We start from the raw sequence: 17,522 nt of genomic DNA, 5'->3' as shown, positions 1-17,522 counted from the left end.
CCGCCCGTTCCCGTCGCTCAGGCCTGTGCCTTCCAGCGTGGATCAGGCCAGGACGTCCCGCCACGCCGCCGGCAGGGCGTCCGCGACGTCCTGTGCGGCGACCGGTGCCCCGTCCGAGGCCAGGCGTGCCGCGAGACCGTGCAGATGGGCGCCGACCGACGCGGCGTCGTGGGCGGCGAGGCCCGCGGCCAGCAGCGAACCGGTCAGCCCGGACAGCACGTCCCCGCTGCCCGCCGTGGCCAGCCAGGGCGTGCCGGTCGGGTTGACCCGCACGGGCGTGTCCCCGGGCTCCGCCACGAGCGTCGTCGAGCCCTTCAGGAGCACCGTGGCGCGGTAGCGGGCCGCCAGCTCCCGCACGGCGGCGAGCCGTCCGCCCTCGACCTCCTCGCGCCCCGTGCCGAGCAGGGCGGCGGCCTCACCGGCGTGCGGGGTGAGGACGGTGGCGGCGGTCCTCGCGCGCACGGCCGCGGCGTCCATCAGCCGCAGTCCGTCCGCGTCGACCAGCACCGGGACCTCCGCGGCCAGCACGTCGGCCACGGCCTCCGCCGACGCGGAGGAGTCGCCCAGCCCCGGGCCGACGACCCAGGCCTGCACCCGTCCGGCCTTCGACGGCGGACCGGCGTGCACCAGGGTCTCCGGGAACCGGGCGAGCACCGCGCCGGCCCCGGGCCCGCTGTACCGCACCGCTCCCGCACCCCCGCGGAGCGCCCCCGCGACCGCCAGCACGGCCGCGCCCGGGTAGCGCTCCGACCCCGCGGCCACCCCGACGACCCCGCGCCGGTACTTGTCGCTCGCGGACCCGGGCGCGGGCAGCAGGGCGGCCACGTCGGCGTACTGGAGGGCCTCCAGGTCGGGCCGGTCGGGCAGGTCCGCCGCCAGGCCGATGTCGACGAGCCGGAGTGCGCCCGCGTGCCCGGCGGCCGGGTCGACGAGCAGCCCGGGCTTGTACGTGCCGAAGGTGACCGTCGCGTCGGCCCGCACGGCCTCACCGAGCACCTGCCCGGTGTCCGCCTCGACGCCGCTAGGCAGGTCCACGGCGAGGACGGGCGCGTGGCCCGCGGTGACCGCGCGCACCAGCTCCGCCGCCCCGGGCCGCAGTCCGCCGCGGCCCCCGATCCCGGTGATGCCGTCGACGACGAGGTCGACGGTCCCGACGGCGCCGGGCGGGCCGCCGAGCACCTGCCCGCCCGCCGCCAGCAGCGCCGCGAGCCCGGCGCCGTGGACCTTGTCCGGGCTGGTCAGCACGGCACGGACGGCTGCTCCGCGCCGGGCCAGCCGGGCGCCCGCGTACAGGGTGTCCCCGCCGTTGTCACCGCTGCCGACGAGGAGCAGCACCCGCGCCCCGTAGACGCGTCCGTTCCGGCGCAGCAGATCGCCGCAGGCCACCGCGAGTCCGGCGGCGGCGCGCCGCATCAGCGCGCCCTCCGGGAGCCGCGCCATGAGGGCCCGCTCGGCGGCCCGTACGGTCTCGACGCTGTAGGCGTGTCGCATACGGTCAACCCTCCGCGATCACCACGGCCGACGCCACCCCCGCGTCGTGGCTGAGGGACACGTGCCAGCTGCGGACGCCGAGCTCGGCCGCCCGTGCCGCGACGGTGCCGCGCACCTCCAGCCGGGGCCGGCCGCTCTCCTCGACGCAGACCTCGGCGTCGGTCCAGAGCAGCCCGCCCGGCGCGCCGAGCGCCTTGGCCAGGGCCTCCTTCGCCGCGAACCGGGCGGCCAGCGACGCGGTTCCGCGCCGCTCCCCGCCCGGCAGCAGCAACTCCCGCTCCAGGAAGAGCCGATCGGCCAGCTGGGGCGTGCGCTCCAGCGCCGCGCCGAAGCGCTCGATCTCCGCCACATCGATCCCGACCCCGATGATCACGCGCTCACTCACTCACTCACTCGACTGTCACGGACTTCGCCAGGTTGCGCGGCTGGTCCACCTCGTTGCCCCGGGCCGTCGCCAGTTCGCAGGCGAAGACCTGCAGGGGCACCGTGGCGACCAGCGGCTGGAGCAGCGTAGGCGTAACCGGGATCCTGATGAGGTGGTCGGCGTACGGGACGACCTCCTCGTCGCCCTCCTCCGCGATCACGACGGTACGGGCTCCGCGCGCCCTGATCTCCTGGATGTTCGACACGATCTTGTCGTGCAGCACCGAACGGCCCTGCGGCGAGGGGACGATCACGACGACCGGCAGCCCCTCCTCGATCAGCGCGATCGGCCCGTGCTTGAGCTCTCCGGCGGCGAACCCCTCGGCGTGCATGTACGCCAGCTCCTTGAGCTTCAGCGCCCCTTCCATGGCCACCGGATAGCCCACGTGCCGGCCCACGAAGAGCACGGTGTCGTGGGCGGCCAGGGAGCGGGCCAGTTCGCGTACGGGCTCCATGGTGTCCAGGACGCGCTCGACCGCGCCGGACATCTCGGAGAGCTGGCGCACCACGGTGCGGATCTCGTCGCCCCACTTGGTGCCGCGCACCTGTCCGAGGTAGAGCGCGACGAGGTAGCAGGCGACGAGCTGGGTCAGGAACGCCTTGGTGGAGGCGACGGCGACCTCGGGTCCGGCGTGCGTGTAGAGGACGGCGTCGGACTCCCTGGGGATCGTCGAGCCGTTGGTGTTGCAGATGGCGAGGACCCGCGCCCCCTGCTCACGCGCGTGCCGGACCGCCATCAGGGTGTCCATCGTCTCGCCGGACTGCGAGATGGCGACGACGAGGGTGCGCTGGTCCAGGATCGGGTCGCGGTAGCGGAACTCGCTGGCGAGCTCGGTCTCGCAGGGCAGCCTGGTCCAGTGCTCGATGGCGTACTTGGCGATCATCCCGGCGTGGAACGCGGTCCCGCAGGCGACGATGACGACCTTGTCGACCTCGCGGAGCACCCCCGGCGCGATGCGCACCTCGTCGAGGTGGAGCGTGCCGGAGTCGTCGACGCGTCCGAGCAGGGTGTCGGCGACCGCCTTGGGCTGGTCGGCGATCTCCTTGAGCATGAAGGAGGCGTAGCCGCCCTTCTCGGCGGCCGAGGCGTCCCAGTCGACGTGGTACTCCCGCACGTCGGCGGGCCGCCCGTCGAACCCGGTGACCGTCACCCCGTCCCGGCGCAGCTCGACGACCTGGTCCTGGCCCAGCTCGATCGCGGACCGGGTGTGCGCGATGAACGCGGCGACGTCGGAGGCCAGGAAGACCTCCTCCTCGCCGACCCCCACGACGAGCGGTGAGTTCCGCCGGGCCCCGACCACCGCGTCGGGCTCGTCCGCATGGACGGCGACCAGGGTGAACGCACCCTCCAGCCGACGGCACACCTGCCGCATGGCGTCCGCCAGGTCGCCGCCGGACGAGTACGCCTCGGCGAGCAGATGGGCCACCACCTCGGTGTCGGTCTCGGAGGTGAGGTCGTGGCCCCGCCCGGCCAGCTCCTCACGGAGCGACGCGAAGTTCTCGATGATCCCGTTGTGCACGACGGCGACCCGGCCGGCGTTGTCGAGATGCGGGTGGGCGTTGCCGTCGGTGGGCCCGCCATGGGTGGCCCAACGGGTGTGCCCGATCCCGGCGTTCCCGGCCGGCAGCGGCCGGTCCTTGAGCTCCTTCTCCAGATTGAGGAGCTTGCCCGCCTTCTTCGCGGCGGCCAGCCCCCCGTCCGCGAGGACGGCGACCCCGGCGGAGTCGTACCCCCGGTACTCCAGCCGCTTCAGCCCCGCGACCACGACGTCCTGCGCCGACTGCGTTCCGACATAACCCACGATTCCGCACATATCGACACCATAAGGCCGGTATCACCGGCCCGGGCGCCGCCGAAGCGCCTGACGCTGCGCCAAAAGTGTTCCGGCACAGGGGTGAACCCTCCGGCGGCGCGGGGCGGGGGGTGCTCCTGGGGGACAGCTCGGGTGGGGCCGCTCGCGTCGGGGCCGCTCATGTGGGGGTGGCTCATGCGGGGGTGGCTCATGCGGGGGTGGGAAGGCGGGGAGCGGGAAGGCCGGGGGCTGAGGCCGGACCCGTCCTCGATCGACCTTGTCCACCCGCACCCTGCGGTTCCTGGCCGGACAGCTGACGTCCAGGCGTCGGGACATCGGGACGCGGTGGCGACGGCTTCCCGTGGCCCGTCAGGCCCTGCTCGCCCTGGCCCACCTGCGGTGTGGCGACACCTACGCCCGGCTTGCGGCCGGGTTCGGCATCGGAATCGCCACCGTCTACCGCTACATACGTGAAGCCATCGAGGTCTTGGCCGCCCTCGCCCCGACCCTGGCCGAGGCGATGAGGACCATCCGGACGAAGGCGTTCGTCATCCTCGACGGAACCCTGCTGCCCATCGACCGCATCGCCGCCGACACCCCCTACTACTCCGGGAAACACAAACGCCACGGCATGAACGTCCAGGTCCTCACCGATCCGTTCGGCCGTCTGCTGTGGGCCTCACCGGCTCCGCCCGGCTCGACCCACGACCTGACCGCCGCCCGGCAGCACGGGATCATCGACGCGCTCGCCGCAGCGGGCCTGCTGGGCGGACAAGGCATACCAAGGAGCCGGCAGGCCCGTTCGTGTCCCGTTTCGAGGGCACCACCTCAAGCAGTGGAAGCGCCGCCACAACACCACCCACGCCAAGATCCGTTGTCTTGGCGAGCAGGCCACAGCCACCCTCAAGGGCTGGCGCCTCCTGCGGAAACTCCGCTGCAGCACCAACCGCATCACCGCGATCGTCCAGGCCGTTCTTGTCCTTCACCACGCGTCAGCGTGAGGTTGGAAAAGGCTCACTGATCCCCGATGGACTCGCGGAACCGCCGCACCTCAGAGATGGTCGTCGACCACTCAGAAATTTGGTTCCCGTCCTCGTCAACCAAACTTCGAGCCTCCACATATCGCCAAGGCTCTTGTGGATTGAACTCTTCTTCGAGGCCATCCAGGAAGATGATCGAATTTTGCACGTGGACAGATTCCCCTTCCCGGTAAATGGGCCAGCAGGAGATGAAGTTAGCGGTCTCCGGGTCCGTGATCGAAGAGACGAGGCACGAGGCCGAATTGTCGCTCACCTCAAGCTCCCTCAGGGCTCTCTCCCAACTTCGAGAGTAGTCAGCCACCGTCCAGAAGCTCAGGTCCATCAGGAATGATTCTGAGAAATCCCCGACCGTGAGCCTACCGGCGACCTCGGAAGGCGACGAGACGCCGCCCTCCGAGGCGGGATCACCGATCACTTCGATCGCGAATCGGTTATTCCTTGAGATAGTTGAGATCTGGGTCATAAGTACCGATCCGTTGGCCCTTGCGGTTGAACATCTTCCAGCCGTCCGACACATTATGCCCGTCAATATCTGGCATGATGTAGTTCTTCCCGTTCGAGAAGACCACCTGTCCGTGCGAATTGAACGGAGCCTTCTGCGCAGGGATTCTCGTCCTGTGCCCAAGGGCCCCCGCCCTGTCCCCTACGGTTCCGGCGTACAACTCCCGGTTCTGTGCACGTCGCGCGGCTACCGGGTCCGGATGATACGGATCACCCTTGAGCGCCGGGGAAGACGTGTACCCCTCAGGAAGATCACAGTCGCTGTTGTGAACGAGAACCGGCGTCTGACCAGCGAGCACATAGTACGTGTGGGTGTCACTGACCGTGAGGTTGTGAACCGTTTCGCCGGTCGCCGTCCAGCGTTGGATCGCGCTGACCTGGACGTGGGTGCCGGCGCCGGTGCGGAGCCATTCGCCGCCCTTGAGGTCCGTCGCGTCGATCCGGGCGCCGAGTTCCTCGACCCAGAAGGGGTGACCGTCGGTAGCGGTGACCGAGGCCGTCTCGTCGCCCCGGTCCCCGTCGGTGTCGATGGTGACCTTGACCAGGTGCTTGACGCCCTCACCCGTGATCTCGGCGGTGACCGTCTCGACGCTGGTCCTTCCGGTCTCCGGGGCGGTGGCGAGCACCTTGTCGCCGACCTTGACGTCCTCGATGGCCTTGGTCGAGCCGTCGGCCATCACCACCTTCGTCCCGGGGACGAAGCTGTTGCCGACCGAACAGGATCCACCCGATTCGCCGGACTTCCCTGAGCCGCCGCCCCGGCTGCTGCCTGCGTTGCTCCGCGAGGACCCACCCGAAGTACCACCGGGTTTGCTCGCGCTCGCCTTGGAGCCGCCCGAGCTCTTGTGGGTGGCCCAAGCCGAGGACACGTTGGGTGCCGCCTTGGCCTGGGCCTGCTTCTGGACGGGGCTGCCGGTCTTCTTCGTCTCGTCGGCAGCCTTGTTGCTGGTTGTCTGTTTCTTCTCCGCTGCCTTTTTCTTCGCGGCCTGTGCCGCCTCCCTGCAGACGGCGGCGGCCTCCCGCGAGGGCGTCGACACCCCGTACGGGAACGCGTGGACCGGCGCCGCCATCGACACCGTCATCGGGATCCCGGACGTCAACAACGACCGCATCCCCGACCTATGGGCGCGCTTCACCGTCGACGGATCGGTGAAGGTCTACCACCCGTCCAAGACCAACACCAACGGGCCTGCGAAGACGGTGATCTCCGGCGGCTGGGGTGACGTCAAGGCCTTCGGCTGACGCGGCGGCCCGGTCGGGACGGAGGCGCGGGACGCGGCTGTGCGCCCCGGGCCTCCGGCCCGTTCCGACCGATCGGGCACCTCCGGTTCCCCCACGTGACCGACCCCACCCCCCACTCCGTCAGAACTCCCGCGACAATGAGTACGTGATCACTTCGTCCGCACGGAGCCCCCGCCGCACCGAGCACGCGCCGACGCCCTACGTCGACCTGACCCGGGCCGAGTGGAGCGCTCTGCGCGACAAGACCCCGCTGCCGCTGACCGCGGAGGAGGTCGAGAGGCTGCGCGGGCTCGGCGACGTCATCGACCTCGACGAGGTCCGGGACGTCTATCTGCCGCTCTCCCGGCTGCTCAACCTGTACGTCCAGGCGACCTCGGGACTGCGCGGCGCCCTGAACACCTTCCTGGGCGACGCGGGCAACGGGCACGGCGAGCAGCGCGGCACACCGTTCGTCATAGGGGTGGCCGGCAGTGTCGCCGTCGGCAAGTCGACGACCGCCCGCATCCTGCAGGCGCTGCTGGCACGCTGGCCGGAGCACCCCCGGGTGGAGCTGGTGACCACGGACGGCTTCTTGCTGCCGATGAAGGAGCTGGAGGCGCGGGGCCTCATGTCGCGCAAGGGGTTCCCGGAGTCGTACGACCGGCGGGCGCTGACCCGGTTCGTCGCCGACATCAAGGCCGGCAAGGACGAGGTGACGGCGCCGGTCTACTCGCATCTGATCTACGACATCGTCCCGGGCGAGCGGCTGACCGTGCGCCGCCCCGACATCCTGATCGTCGAGGGGCTGAACGTGCTGCAGCCCGCGCTGCCCGGCAAGGACGGCCGGACCCGGGTCGGGCTCGCGGACTACTTCGACTTCAGCGTGTACGTCGACGCGCGTGCCGAGGACATCGAGAACTGGTACCTCCACCGCTTCCGCAGGCTGCGGGAGACGGCGTTCCAGAACCCCTTCTCGTACTTCCGCAAGTACACCCAGGTCTCCGAGAAGGAGGCGCTGGACTACGCCCGGACGATGTGGCGGACCATCAACAAGCCCAATCTGCTGGAGAACGTGGCGCCGACGCGCAGCCGTGCCACTCTGGTGCTCCGCAAGGGGCCGGACCACAAGGTCCAGCGGCTCTCGCTGCGCAAGCTCTGACGCCGGAAGGGATGCGCCGTGCTGCATCTGCGCCTCATCGTGCCCGCCGACCGCACCGACGAGGTGGTCGGCCTGGTCGAGCGGACCGTGGGCACCGCCCATGTCGCCGTGCTCGCGGGTGCGGCGCGGAGCCCGGCGGGCGACGTGGTCCTGTGCGACGTGGCGCGGGAGGCGGGCGACGAACTGATCGGCGCGCTGCGGGAGAGGGGCATCGACAGCGTCGGCTCGATCACCGTCGAGAACATCGACCTCACCCTCTCCCGGCACGCCGACGAGGCGGAGCGGGCGGCGCCCGGCGAGAGCGCGGACGCGGTGCTGTGGGAGGAGCTGAGCGAGGTCACCCACGAGGAGTCGACGTTCAGCGTCACCTATGTGGCCTTCCTCGCCCTCGCGACGATGCTCGCCGCGTGCGGGGTGATGCTCGACAACGCGGTCCTGATCGTGGGTGCGATGGCGGTGGGCCCGGAGTTCGGCCCGCTGGCGGGCATCTCGACGGCCGTGGTGCAGCGTGCGCCGAGGCTGGTGGGGCGGTCGCTGTGGGCGCTGACCGGCGGCTTCGTGGCGGCGATGGTGCTCACGGCGGGTTTCGCCCGGCTGATGGACGCGCTCGGGCTGTTCACCGCGGACATGGTCGCGGCGGACCGGCCGAACACCGGTTTCATCTGGCATCCGGACTGGATGTCGTTCGTGGTGGCGCTGCTGGCGGGCATCGCGGGGACGCTGTCGCTGACCTCGGCGAAGTCGGGGGCGCTGATCGGTGTGGCGATCTCGGTGACCACGGTCCCGGCCGCCGCCAACGCCGCGGTGGCCTTCAGCTACCAGGACCTGGCGCAGACCTGGGGGTCCTCGGGGCAGCTGATGGCCAACCTGGGCGGCATCGTGCTGGCGGGGACGCTGACGCTGCTGGTGCAGAAGGCGTTGTGGGCCCGGCAGCGCAGGACGGACCCGGCCGTGCGGCCGGGTCCGTCGGTGCGTCGGGGTTCCGTCAGCCGAGGGCGGCCTTGACCACGTCGGCCAGCTGCCCGGCCACGGCGCGCGCCTGCTCCAGGTCGGCGGCCTCGACCATGACCCGCACCAGCGGCTCGGTGCCCGACTTGCGCAGGAGCACGCGCCCGGTGTCGCCCAGCTCGCGCTCGGCCAGGGTCACCGCGTTGGCCACCTCGGGCGAGGTGTCCACCCGGGACTTGTCGACGTCCGGCACGTTGACCAGGACCTGCGGGAGGCGCTGCATGACGCCCGCCAGGTCGGCGAGGGTGCGTCCGGTGGCGGCGACCCGGGCGGCGAGCATCAGCCCGGTCAGGGTGCCGTCCCCCGTCGTGGCGTGGTCCAGGACGATGACGTGGCCGGACTGCTCGCCGCCCAGGGCGAAGCCCTCGGCCTTCATCGACTCCAGGACGTAGCGGTCGCCGACGGCGGTCTGGACGAGCTGGATGCCCTCGCGCTCCATCGCCGTCTTGAAGCCCAGGTTCGACATGACCGTGCCGACGACGGTGTCCTTGCGCAGGTGGCCGGCCTCGCGCATGGCGACGGCGAGCACCGCCAGGATCTGGTCGCCGTCGACCTCCTGGCCGTGCGCGTCCACGGCCAGGCAGCGGTCCGCGTCGCCGTCGTGCGCGATGCCGAGGTCGGCGCGGTGCTCGACGACGGCCGAGCGCAGCAGGTCCAGGTGGGTGGAGCCGCATCCGTCGTTGATGTTCAGGCCGTTCGGTTCCGCGCCGATGGTGACGACCTCGGCGCCGGCCCGGGCGAACGCCTCGGGCGAGACGCGGGCGGCGGCGCCGTGGGCCTCGTCGAGGACGACCTTCAGCCCGTCGAGCCGGTTGGGGAGGACGGCGACGAGGTGGGCGACGTAGCGGTCGAAGCCCTCGGTGTAGTCGGTGACGCGTCCCACGCCGGCGCCGGTCGGGCGCACCCAGGGCTCGCCGGTGCGGTGCTGCTCGTAGACCGACTCGATGCGGTCCTCCAGCTCGTCGGCGAGCTTGTGGCCGCCGCGGGCGAAGAACTTGATGCCGTTGTCCGGCATGGCGTTGTGGCTGGCGGAGAGCATGACGCCGATGTCGGCGCCGAGCGAGCCGGTGAGGTAGGCGACGGCCGGGGTGGGCAGCACACCGACGCGCAGCACGTCCACGCCCGCGCTCGCCAGGCCCGCCACGACGGCGGCCTCCAGGAACTCTCCGGACGCGCGCGGGTCGCGGCCCACCACGGCGGTCGGCCGGTGGCCCTCGAAGGTGCCCGCCTCGGCCAGTACGTGCGCCGCCGCGACCGACAGGCCGAGCGCGAGCTCCGCTGTCAGGTCCGCGTTGGCGACACCGCGTACGCCGTCCGTGCCGAAGAGTCGTCCCACTGGTGTCCTCCGAAGGTGCTCCGAAACCGCAAACCAAAGTAAACAAAACAGGGCATAGCAAGGCAAGGCACAGCGAATGAGGGCGCGCCCGAGGCCATCGACCCGATAAACGTGCAAGCGTCTCAAGCCGTTATACGCCCGCACGGGCCGATAAACGAACGCCCCAGCGGCACGGGGTGTGCCGCCGGGGCGTTCGTGTAAAGCAGACGAGCAGGCGATTTAGCGCTTGCTGTACTGCGGGGCCTTACGGGCCTTCTTGAGACCGGCCTTCTTGCGCTCGACCGCACGGTCGTCGCGGGAGAGGAAGCCGGCCTTCTTCAGCGTGGCGCGGTTGTTGTCCACGTCGGCCTCGTTCAGCGCGCGGGCCACACCGAGGCGCAGGGCGCCGGCCTGGCCGGAGACGCCGCCACCCGAGATGCGGGCGATGACGTCGTAGCGGCCGTCGAGCTCGAGCACCTTGAAGGGCTCGTTGACTTCCTGCTGGTGCACCTTGTTGGGGAAGTAGTCCTCAAGGGTGCGACCGTTGATCTTCCACTTGCCGGTGCCCGGGACGATCCGGACGCGGGCGATGGCGTTCTTGCGACGGCCGAGGCCGGCGGCGGGCTGCGGGTCGCCGAAGCGGCCCGCGAGCGACTCGGAGGTGTACTCACCCTCGACGGGGACCTCCGACTCGAAGGTGGTCACCTCGGCGAAGGTCTCTTCGCCCTCGGTGCCCTCGGCACCTTCGGTGGTCGTCTCAACAGTGGTCTCGGCCACGATTCTCCTCAGATCTTTCTGTACGTCTTAGGGGGGAGGCCGGAACTACTGCGCGACCTGGGTGATCTCGAACGGGACCGGCTGCTGCGCAGCGTGCGGGTGCTGGTCGCCCGCGTAGACCTTGAGCTTCGAGAGCATCTGACGACCCAGGGTGTTCTTGGGGATCATGCCCTTGATGGCCTTCTCGACGGCCTTCTCGGGGTTCTTCGAGAGGAGCTCGTCGTACCGCACGGAACGGAGACCGCCCGGGAAGCCCGAGTGGCGGTACGCCATCTTCTGGGTCTTCTTGTTGCCGGAGAGGTGGACCTTCTCGGCGTTGATGATGATGACGAAGTCGCCCATGTCCATGTGGGGGGCGTAGATCGCCTTGTGCTTGCCTCGGAGAAGGTTCGCAGCCGTGGTGGCCAGACGGCCCAGGACGATGTCCTCGGCGTCGATGATGTGCCACTGGCGAGTGACATCGCCGGGCTTGGGGCTGTACGTACGCACTTCGTAGCCTTCGCTTCTTCAGTGGATGAGGTCCAGACACATGGCACCTCTGAAGCGATCATGCAGCTGGGGCGCACAATGCCGGGAACACTGCCCGTATGCGAGCCACTGGTAACTGCTCCAGAGAACCTACGTAAGGGCCCTTCGCGTGAGAACGACGAAGCCAATACGTATAACAACCCCTGACAGTACCCGCCCCGCCCCGGACGGGTCAAAACGCGTCGGGCCCTACCGCTCCCGCTCCACCCGGCGCTCGTCCCAGACGGGCTCCGCGGTCTCCCGGACCACCCCGTCGGAGCCGAAGACCAGGTAGCGGTCGAAGGACTTCGCGAACCACCGGTCGTGGGTGACGGCCATCACCGTCCCGTCGTACGCCTCCAGCCCGTCCTGCAGGGCCTCGGCCGACTCCAGGTCGAGGTTGTCCGTCGGCTCGTCCAGCAGCAGCGCGGTCGTGCCGGCCAGCTCCAGGAGCAGGATCTGGAACCGCGCCTGCTGCCCGCCGGACAGCCGCTCGAAGGCCTGGTCCCCCTGGCGCTCCAGCTCGTAGCGCCGCAGCACCGACATCGCGGCGCCGCGGTCCCTGGCGTGCTCCTTCCACAGGATCTCGACGAGCGTCGTGCCGAGCAGCTCCGGGTGGGCGTGGGTCTGGGCGAAGTGGCCGGGCACGACCCGTGCGCCGAGCTTCCACTCCCCGGTGTGCGCCACCGGCTCGCCCGCCAGCAGGCGGAGGAAGTGCGACTTCCCCGATCCGTTGGAGCCGAGCACCGCCACCCGCTCCCCGTAGTAGATCTCCAGGTCGAACGGCTTCATCAGCCCGGTCAGCTCCAGGCCGGTGCACGTCACCGCCCGGACCCCGGTCCGGCCGCCGCGCAGCCGCATCCTGATGTCCTGCTCGCGGGGCGGCTCCGGCGGCGGTCCGGCCTCCTCGAACTTCTTGAAGCGGGTCTGCATCGCGTGGTAGCGGTTCGCCATGTCGGGGCTGTTCGCCGCCTGCTGCCGCATCCGCAGGACGAGCGCCTTCAGCCGGGCGTGCTCCTCCTCCCAGCGCCGCAGGAGCTCCTCGAAGCGCGCGAAGCGTTCCTTGCGCGCCTGGTGGTAGGTGCCGAACCCGCCGCCGTGCACCCAGACGTCCGAGCCGGCCGGGCTGGGCTCCACGCTGACGATCTTCTCGGCGGCCCGGGAGAGGAGCTCGCGGTCGTGGGAGACGAAGAGCACCGTCTTGCGGGTCTCCTTGAGCCTCTCCTCCAGCCACCGCTTGCCGGGGACGTCCAGGTAGTTGTCCGGCTCGTCCAGGAGCAGCACCTCGTCGGGGCCGCGCAGCAGCGCCTCCAGGACCAGCCGCTTCTGCTCACCGCCGCTGAGCGTGCGCACCTCCCGCCACTGCGCCTTCTCGTACGGGACGCCGAGCGCGGCCGTGGTGCACATGTCCCACAGCGTCTCGGCCTCGTACCCCCGCGCCTCCGCCCAGTCGCTGAGCGCCTGCGCGTACGCCATCTGCGCGGCCTCGTCGTCCACCGTGAGGATGCGTGTCTCGGCCGCGTCGACGGCCTTCGCCGCCTCCCTGATGCGGGGCTGGGCCACGGACACCAGCAGGTCGCGGACGGTCCGCTCGTCCCGCACCGAGCCCACGAACTGGGCCATCACCCCCAGTCCCCCGCTGACCGAGACCGAGCCGCCGTGCGGCTGGAGCTCCCCGGCGAGCAGCTTCAGGAGGGTCGTCTTGCCCGCGCCGTTCGCGCCCACGAGGGCGACCACGGCGCCGTCGGCCACCCGGAACGACGCGTCGCCGAGCAGCACCCGTCCGTCCGGCAGGTAGTACTCCAGATGGCCTGCTTCGAGATGTCCCATGCACAGCATTGTCACGGCAGCCGAACCGTGGACCCAACCGGATTACGGTCGGTCTAGGATTCGCCGCATGAGCTTTGGGCAAGGGGGGCCCTCCTGGGGGCCGGGAGACAGCCGCACTCCGGACTGGGCGGCGCTGGCGGAGGCCTCCGCGTCGCGCGGCAGGCGCCGGAAGTGGATGCTGATCGGCGGCGGGGCGCTGGCCACCGCGGCGGTCGGCGCGATCGTGGCCACGGCCGTCATCTCCGCCGACGGGGGCGGCGGCTCCGGGCCGAAGAAGAGCGCCACCGAGCTGCCGGGCCCGGCCGATCTGCCCTCGGAGTCCGCACCGGACCCCTCCTTCTCCTCGGTCGCGCCGCCGCGCCCGCCGGACCCGAAGGACTACATAGCCGACGAGAAGAAGGACAGCTCCCCGGTCACCGTGGACGCCTTCTTCCCCGGCAGGAAGCTGACCATGGGCGACCGCGTCTACGCCAAGAACGCGACCGCGCGCACGGCCGCCTGCGCCACGACGACCCAGGGCGCCCTCGGCTCGGTCCTCGACGGCAACGGCTGCGACCAGGTCATCCGCGCCACGTACAGCAAGGACGGCATCGCGGTCACCATCGGCCTCGCCGTCTTCGGCACCGAGAAGGAGGCCAGGAAGGCCGCCCAGGAGGCGTCCGGCGGTCTCGCCTCGCTCAGCGGCTCGGGCGTCCCCACCTTCTGCCGCGGCGGGTCCGTGTGCCGGCGTACCGCCAACTCCTACGGCCGTTACGCCTACTTCACCATCGGCGGCTACACCGACGGGCGGGACACGACGGAGTCCTCCGAGGACGTGTACGCGGTCGGCGACGACCTGACCGACTTCACCTTCCGCCAGATCCGCCACCGCGGTGAGGTCCAGGCCTCGGCGGCGGCGCAGGCCCCCGTCACCTGACGGTCCGGTGCTCCCCCACGCACCCGGCCCGCCCCGCATCTCCCCCCACGCACCAGCCCCGTCCTTCCCCTCGACCGAGGACCCGCAGCCGTGCGTCTGACCGCCCTCTTCACCGTCCCGCGCGTCCTGCGCCACAGCAACGCGATCGGCGCCGACCTGCCCCCGGACGACGCCGTGGTCCTCGACGCCCCGGACCCCCCGCTGCGGGCCGCACTCGCCGCCGCCTCATCGGGCGACCACGCGCCGGCCGCCGAACTGCTCGCGGGCACCCGCGAGCACGCCCAGTGGGAGCGCAGGGACACCTGCGTCTCCCGCCTCGCGCGGGCCTCGCTGCACCACCCGGGCTGGCTGGACAGCTGGCTGGAGGACTCCCCCGAGGACCCCGACGCCGTGCTGGTCAAGGCCGACCAGTACATCTACCAGGCCTGGCAGATACGGACCGGCGCCCGCGCCAAGCACGTCGAGGCCGACCAGTTCCGGGCGTTCCACGCGGTGCTGCGGGACTCGGTGCCGGTGATCTCCGCCGCCGCCGAGCTGAACCCCGGCGACCCGGTCCCGTGGCGCATCGCACTGACCCAGGCCCGCGGCATCCAGGCCCCGCGCGAGGTCTTCGACACCTATCGGTCCGAGGCGAACGCCCGCGATCCGCACCACGAGGGCTGCCACGTCCAGGCGCTCCAGTACCTCTGCGCCAAGTGGTACGGCTCGCACGAGGAGATGTTCGCCTACGCCGAGCGCACGGCCGACCAGGCTCCTCCGGGCTCCCGGCTCCACGCGCTGCCGCTCCAGGCCGTCGTGGAGTACCTGATCGCGGACGACGGGACGCCCGGGCCCGGGCCGCACAGCGCGCGCACCGCGGCGGCGGTGGCCCGCGCGCAGGCGCTGTCGGAGAGCTACGCCCCGGGGGACCGGGAGGCCGCCGGTTTCCGCAACCACCTGGCCTACGTCCTGTGGGCGCTGAACCGCCACGAGGAGGCCCTGACCGCCTTCCGCAGCATCGGGGTGCACGCCACCACCTTCCCGTGGACGTACTTCGGCGAGGCCCGCGAGGAGTTCCTGGAGGCCCGCTCCGACACCCGCATCGAGCTGGCGACCCGGATCCCCTTCTTCCGCGGCTCGCCCGTGCCCCCGGACACCGGTGCGCACGACTGGGAGCGCGAGCTGGCACCGCGGTCGCTGGCCATCGCCTCCACCGGGCCCACCGAGGTGGCCAGGGCCGCCCTGATCTGCGGGCACAGCCTGCGGACGGCCCCGGCCGGCAACCACCACACGTACGTCGAGATCGTGCCGGACCCGGTGCGCGGCAGGCGGGGCGCGCTGCTCCCCGAGGACCCGCTCACCGCGGCGGCCGGCAACTTCACCACGGCCGAGGACTGGCCGGCCCTGGTCCTGCACCGCACCCCGGAACGCAGCAGCTTCACGCTGGTGCACCGGGGCAGGAAGGCGGCGGCCCACGTCTGGGAGACCGCCGCCCCCGCCACCGACCACGCGGAGGCGACGGCGACGGCCGCCGCGCTCGCCCGTGCCTACGGGATCGCCGACCCCCGCCCGCTGGCCCACGTCCTGCGCGCCACCGGCGACCCCGCCCGCCACCAGAGCGAGCTGGTCGCCGCCCTGCGCCTCCCCCCGCCGCCCGCCGGGTACGGCGGCGCGCAGGAGGTGCTCGCGGAGCTCCCCGGCGCCCGGGTGCTGGCCCGGCGGGGCTTTCTCGCGGGCATGCGGGACACCATGACCACGAAGAGCGGTGTCCACCCGGAGGCCCCGCCGCAGGACGAGCCGCACCCGGCCCACTGGTGGGTGCTGCGGACGGCGGCGCTGCTGTTCTTCACCGCGGCCGCCGGCTACGCCTGGTGGACCCCGGACATCGGCTGGTTCCGCTCCTCCGCCTCCACCGCCCTGGCCCTGCACTTCGCGGCCAAGCTGGTCCGTGCCCTGCGCCGCCGTCCGGTCAGCAGCACTCCGCCCCCGGCAGCGTCCTGACGTTGCGCGCCTCCAGGGCGCGCGCGGCCAGCAACGCGTCGGCCGGGTAGGCAACTTCCTCCAGTGTCAGTCCGTGCGGGCGCACCACGTGCACCGCCGGATCGCGCACCCGCGCGGCCAGCACCTCGACGGGCCACCCCGCGGGCCGGCGTCCGTCCCCGACGAACAGCGCCGCGCCGATCAGCGCCCGCACCATGTTGTGGCAGAACGCGTCGGCCTGGACGGTCGCCGTGAGCACGCCCGACTCGGCGTCGCGCACCCAGTGCAGCTTCTGCAGCGTCCGGATGGTCGTGGCGCCCTCCCGCTTCTTGCAGTACGCGGCGAAGTCGTGCTCCCCCACCATCAGGGCCGCGGCCTCGTTCATCGCGTCCCGGTCGAGCGGACGGTCGTGCCACAGCACGTGGCCGCGGACCAGCGGGTCCACACCGCCCGGCCGGTCCGCCACCCGGTAGGCGTACCGGCGCCACAGTGCGGAGAAGCGCGCGTTGAACCCCGCCGGGGCCTCGGCCGCCCGCCAGATCCGCACGTCCGGGGGCAGCCGCCCCGCCATCCTCCGCAGCAGCTTCTCCTCGTGCTCGGCCCACACCGGGGCCGGCAGGTCGACGTGCGCCACCTGCCCGCGCGCGTGCACCCCGGCGTCCGTCCGGCCCGCCACCGTCAGGCCGTACGTCACCGGGGACCGGGTCACCGTCCGCAGCGCGTCCTCGATCTCGCCCTGCACCGTGCGCCGGCCGTTCTGCTTCGCCCAGCCGGAGAAGTCCCTGCCGTCGTAGGAAAGGTCCAGCCGTACCCGTACGTGTCCGGGCTCTGCCTCGTCACTCACCCGAAGATCCTCTCAGCAGAACGGGCCCGCACCGCCCCGAAGGGTGGTGCGGGCCCGTATCCGGGTCTCAGAACGCTCAGGCGTCCTTGGACTCCTCGTCGGCCTTCTCGGCCGGCTTGGCGTCCTCGACGGCCTCGGACTCGGCCGCGGGGGCCTCGTCCTTCTTGGCGGCGTCTTCCTTGACCGCGCGCTTCGTCGCGGCCTCGGCCTCACCGGTGGCCTGCTGGGCCACGGTCAGCGCCTCGACCAGCTCGATGACCGCCATCGGGGCGTTGTCGCCACGACGGTTGCCGATCTTGGTGATGCGGGTGTAGCCACCGGGGCGGTTCTCGTACCGCGGGGCGATCTCGGTGAAGAGCGTGTGCACGATGCTCTTGTCCGTGATCGACTGCAGCACCAGGCGACGGTTGTGGATGTCGCCCTTCTTCGCCTTGGTGATGAAGCGCTCGGCGACCGGACGCAGGCGGCGGGCCTTGGCCTCGGTCGTGGTGATGCGGCCGTGCTCGAACAGCGACTTCGCGAGGTTGATGAGAAGAAGCTTCTCGTGCGCAGCGCTGCCGCCCAGACGGGCACCCTTGGCGGGCTGAGGCATGGTGTTTCTCCTTGTGTGCTGCACCGGCCGTATCAGGTACCGGTGTCAGTTCCCGCGAGTGATCTTCCCCAAGAGTCCATATCGACGGGATGGTTTGGCACCTCGATGTCGGCTCGTCGCATCCTGGGGCTGGAGTCGGTCCCAAG

At 71.5% G+C, this 17,522-nt stretch carries 16 protein-coding genes and 1 pseudogene; 6 read left to right on the top strand and 11 right to left on the bottom strand.

The annotated features are described in order from the left end of the window. Window positions 1-42 precede the first annotated feature (42 nt). The 3 genes from ABZ172_RS24225 to glmS are packed head-to-tail and all read right to left on the bottom strand — an operon-like array spanning window position 43 to window position 3,728. Window positions 43-1,491 (bottom strand): NAD(P)H-hydrate dehydratase, encoded by a 1,449-nt coding sequence (locus ABZ172_RS24225; RefSeq protein WP_356886334.1) that lies wholly within the window; start codon window positions 1,489-1,491, stop codon window positions 43-45. Window positions 1,492-1,495: 4 nt separating this feature from the next. Then, window positions 1,496-1,864, bottom strand: a complete 369-nt coding sequence (locus ABZ172_RS24220; RefSeq protein ID WP_014154565.1) for a holo-ACP synthase — start codon at window positions 1,862-1,864, stop codon at window positions 1,496-1,498. A gap of 16 nt (window positions 1,865-1,880) precedes the next feature. Continuing rightward, window positions 1,881-3,728 carry a glutamine--fructose-6-phosphate transaminase (isomerizing) gene (glmS, locus tag ABZ172_RS24215; RefSeq protein ID WP_356886332.1) on the bottom strand — a complete coding sequence of 616 codons (1,848 nt, stop codon included), beginning with the start codon at window positions 3,726-3,728 and terminating at the stop codon, window positions 1,881-1,883. Window positions 3,729-3,984: 256 nt separating this feature from the next. Here glmS and ABZ172_RS24210 point away from each other — a divergent pair. Beyond that, a pseudogene (locus tag ABZ172_RS24210) lies at window positions 3,985-4,708 on the top strand (transposase family protein). 13 nt (window positions 4,709-4,721) lie between these two features. Here ABZ172_RS24210 and ABZ172_RS24205 read toward each other — a convergent pair. Together ABZ172_RS24205 and ABZ172_RS24200 are read right to left on the bottom strand one after the other, a co-directional pair. Continuing rightward, complete coding sequence (locus ABZ172_RS24205; protein ID WP_356886330.1) at window positions 4,722-5,210, bottom strand: hypothetical protein; 489 nt, start codon at window positions 5,208-5,210, stop codon at window positions 4,722-4,724. Next, on the bottom strand, window positions 5,179-5,925 hold the full coding sequence (locus ABZ172_RS24200; protein ID WP_356886328.1) for a polymorphic toxin-type HINT domain-containing protein: 747 nt from the start codon (window positions 5,923-5,925) through the stop codon (window positions 5,179-5,181). Before ABZ172_RS24200 ends, ABZ172_RS24205 begins: the two co-directional genes overlap by 32 nt. Between ABZ172_RS24200 and ABZ172_RS24195 the strand changes: the two genes are divergently transcribed. The 3 genes from ABZ172_RS24195 to ABZ172_RS24185 all read left to right on the top strand — a co-directional run bounded on the left by ABZ172_RS24195 (window position 5,900) and on the right by ABZ172_RS24185 (window position 8,633). Beyond that, a complete protein-coding gene (locus tag ABZ172_RS24195) occupies window positions 5,900-6,490 on the top strand; it encodes a hypothetical protein (protein WP_356886326.1) in 591 nt (196 codons plus the stop codon). The two genes, ABZ172_RS24200 and ABZ172_RS24195, sit on opposite strands and share 26 nt — an antisense overlap. 145 nt (window positions 6,491-6,635) lie before the next feature. Next, the gene (gene coaA, locus ABZ172_RS24190; RefSeq protein ID WP_356886324.1) at window positions 6,636-7,628 is read left to right on the top strand and encodes a type I pantothenate kinase; all 993 of its coding nucleotides are present in this window, start codon (window positions 6,636-6,638) and stop codon (window positions 7,626-7,628) included. A gap of 18 nt (window positions 7,629-7,646) precedes the next feature. Beyond that, window positions 7,647-8,633 carry a DUF389 domain-containing protein gene (locus ABZ172_RS24185; RefSeq protein WP_356886322.1) on the top strand — a complete coding sequence of 329 codons (987 nt, stop codon included), beginning with the start codon at window positions 7,647-7,649 and terminating at the stop codon, window positions 8,631-8,633. Here the strand turns inward: ABZ172_RS24185 and glmM are convergent. From glmM to ABZ172_RS24165, 4 genes are all read right to left on the bottom strand, one after another. Next, window positions 8,614-9,972, bottom strand: a complete 1,359-nt coding sequence (glmM, locus tag ABZ172_RS24180; protein ID WP_356886320.1) for a phosphoglucosamine mutase — start codon at window positions 9,970-9,972, stop codon at window positions 8,614-8,616. The two genes, ABZ172_RS24185 and glmM, sit on opposite strands and share 20 nt — an antisense overlap. Before the next feature lie 219 nt (window positions 9,973-10,191). Next, window positions 10,192-10,656, bottom strand: coding sequence for a 30S ribosomal protein S9 (gene rpsI, locus ABZ172_RS24175; protein ID WP_167526154.1), 465 nt, complete (start codon window positions 10,654-10,656; stop codon window positions 10,192-10,194). Window positions 10,657-10,773: 117 nt separating this feature from the next. After that, on the bottom strand, window positions 10,774-11,217 hold the full coding sequence (gene rplM, locus ABZ172_RS24170) for a 50S ribosomal protein L13 (RefSeq protein ID WP_030914195.1): 444 nt from the start codon (window positions 11,215-11,217) through the stop codon (window positions 10,774-10,776). A 228-nt stretch (window positions 11,218-11,445) separates the two neighbouring features. After that, window positions 11,446-13,065, bottom strand: a complete 1,620-nt coding sequence (locus tag ABZ172_RS24165) for an ATP-binding cassette domain-containing protein (RefSeq protein WP_356886318.1) — start codon at window positions 13,063-13,065, stop codon at window positions 11,446-11,448. Between the two features lie 67 nt (window positions 13,066-13,132). Between ABZ172_RS24165 and ABZ172_RS24160 the strand changes: the two genes are divergently transcribed. Both ABZ172_RS24160 and ABZ172_RS24155 read left to right on the top strand, forming a co-directional pair. Further along, window positions 13,133-13,981 carry a hypothetical protein gene (locus ABZ172_RS24160; RefSeq protein ID WP_356886316.1) on the top strand — a complete coding sequence of 283 codons (849 nt, stop codon included), beginning with the start codon at window positions 13,133-13,135 and terminating at the stop codon, window positions 13,979-13,981. A 90-nt stretch (window positions 13,982-14,071) separates the two neighbouring features. After that, window positions 14,072-15,961 carry a hypothetical protein gene (locus ABZ172_RS24155; RefSeq protein WP_356886314.1) on the top strand — a complete coding sequence of 630 codons (1,890 nt, stop codon included), beginning with the start codon at window positions 14,072-14,074 and terminating at the stop codon, window positions 15,959-15,961. Here ABZ172_RS24155 and truA read toward each other — a convergent pair. Together truA and rplQ are read right to left on the bottom strand one after the other, a co-directional pair. Then, entirely contained in the window at window positions 15,930-16,784 is an 855-nt protein-coding gene (gene truA / locus ABZ172_RS24150) for a tRNA pseudouridine(38-40) synthase TruA (protein WP_356886312.1), read from the bottom strand. The two genes, ABZ172_RS24155 and truA, sit on opposite strands and share 32 nt — an antisense overlap. Before the next feature lie 76 nt (window positions 16,785-16,860). Further along, the gene (gene rplQ, locus ABZ172_RS24145) at window positions 16,861-17,376 is read right to left on the bottom strand and encodes a 50S ribosomal protein L17 (protein WP_356886310.1); all 516 of its coding nucleotides are present in this window, start codon (window positions 17,374-17,376) and stop codon (window positions 16,861-16,863) included. Between the last annotated feature and the right edge of the window lie 146 nt (window positions 17,377-17,522).

Source organism: Streptomyces sp. NPDC006296 (assembly GCF_040613235.1).
In the GTDB taxonomy this organism is placed as follows: domain Bacteria; phylum Actinomycetota; class Actinomycetes; order Streptomycetales; family Streptomycetaceae; genus Streptomyces.
Note: the sequence above shows the minus strand (reverse complement) of the source record. Positions and strands in the feature narration are given on the sequence as shown.

Bases quoted from the DNA above. Each gene is read 5' to 3' on its own strand.
- ABZ172_RS24165 (WP_356886318.1), bottom strand. From the start codon at position 13,065: ATGGGACATCTCGAAGCAGGCCATCTGGAGTACTACCTGCCGGACGGA.
- ABZ172_RS24205 (WP_356886330.1), bottom strand. From the start codon at position 5,210: ATGACCCAGATCTCAACTATCTCAAGGAATAACCGATTCGCGATCGAA.
- ABZ172_RS24225 (WP_356886334.1), bottom strand. From the start codon at position 1,491: ATGCGACACGCCTACAGCGTCGAGACCGTACGGGCCGCCGAGCGGGCC.
- rplQ (WP_356886310.1), bottom strand. From the start codon at position 17,376: ATGCCTCAGCCCGCCAAGGGTGCCCGTCTGGGCGGCAGCGCTGCGCAC.
- glmS (WP_356886332.1), bottom strand. From the start codon at position 3,728: ATGTGCGGAATCGTGGGTTATGTCGGAACGCAGTCGGCGCAGGACGTC.
- ABZ172_RS24160 (WP_356886316.1), top strand. From the start codon at position 13,133: ATGAGCTTTGGGCAAGGGGGGCCCTCCTGGGGGCCGGGAGACAGCCGC.
- ABZ172_RS24195 (WP_356886326.1), top strand. From the start codon at position 5,900: ATGGCCTTGGTCGAGCCGTCGGCCATCACCACCTTCGTCCCGGGGACG.
- ABZ172_RS24200 (WP_356886328.1), bottom strand. From the start codon at position 5,925: ATGGCCGACGGCTCGACCAAGGCCATCGAGGACGTCAAGGTCGGCGAC.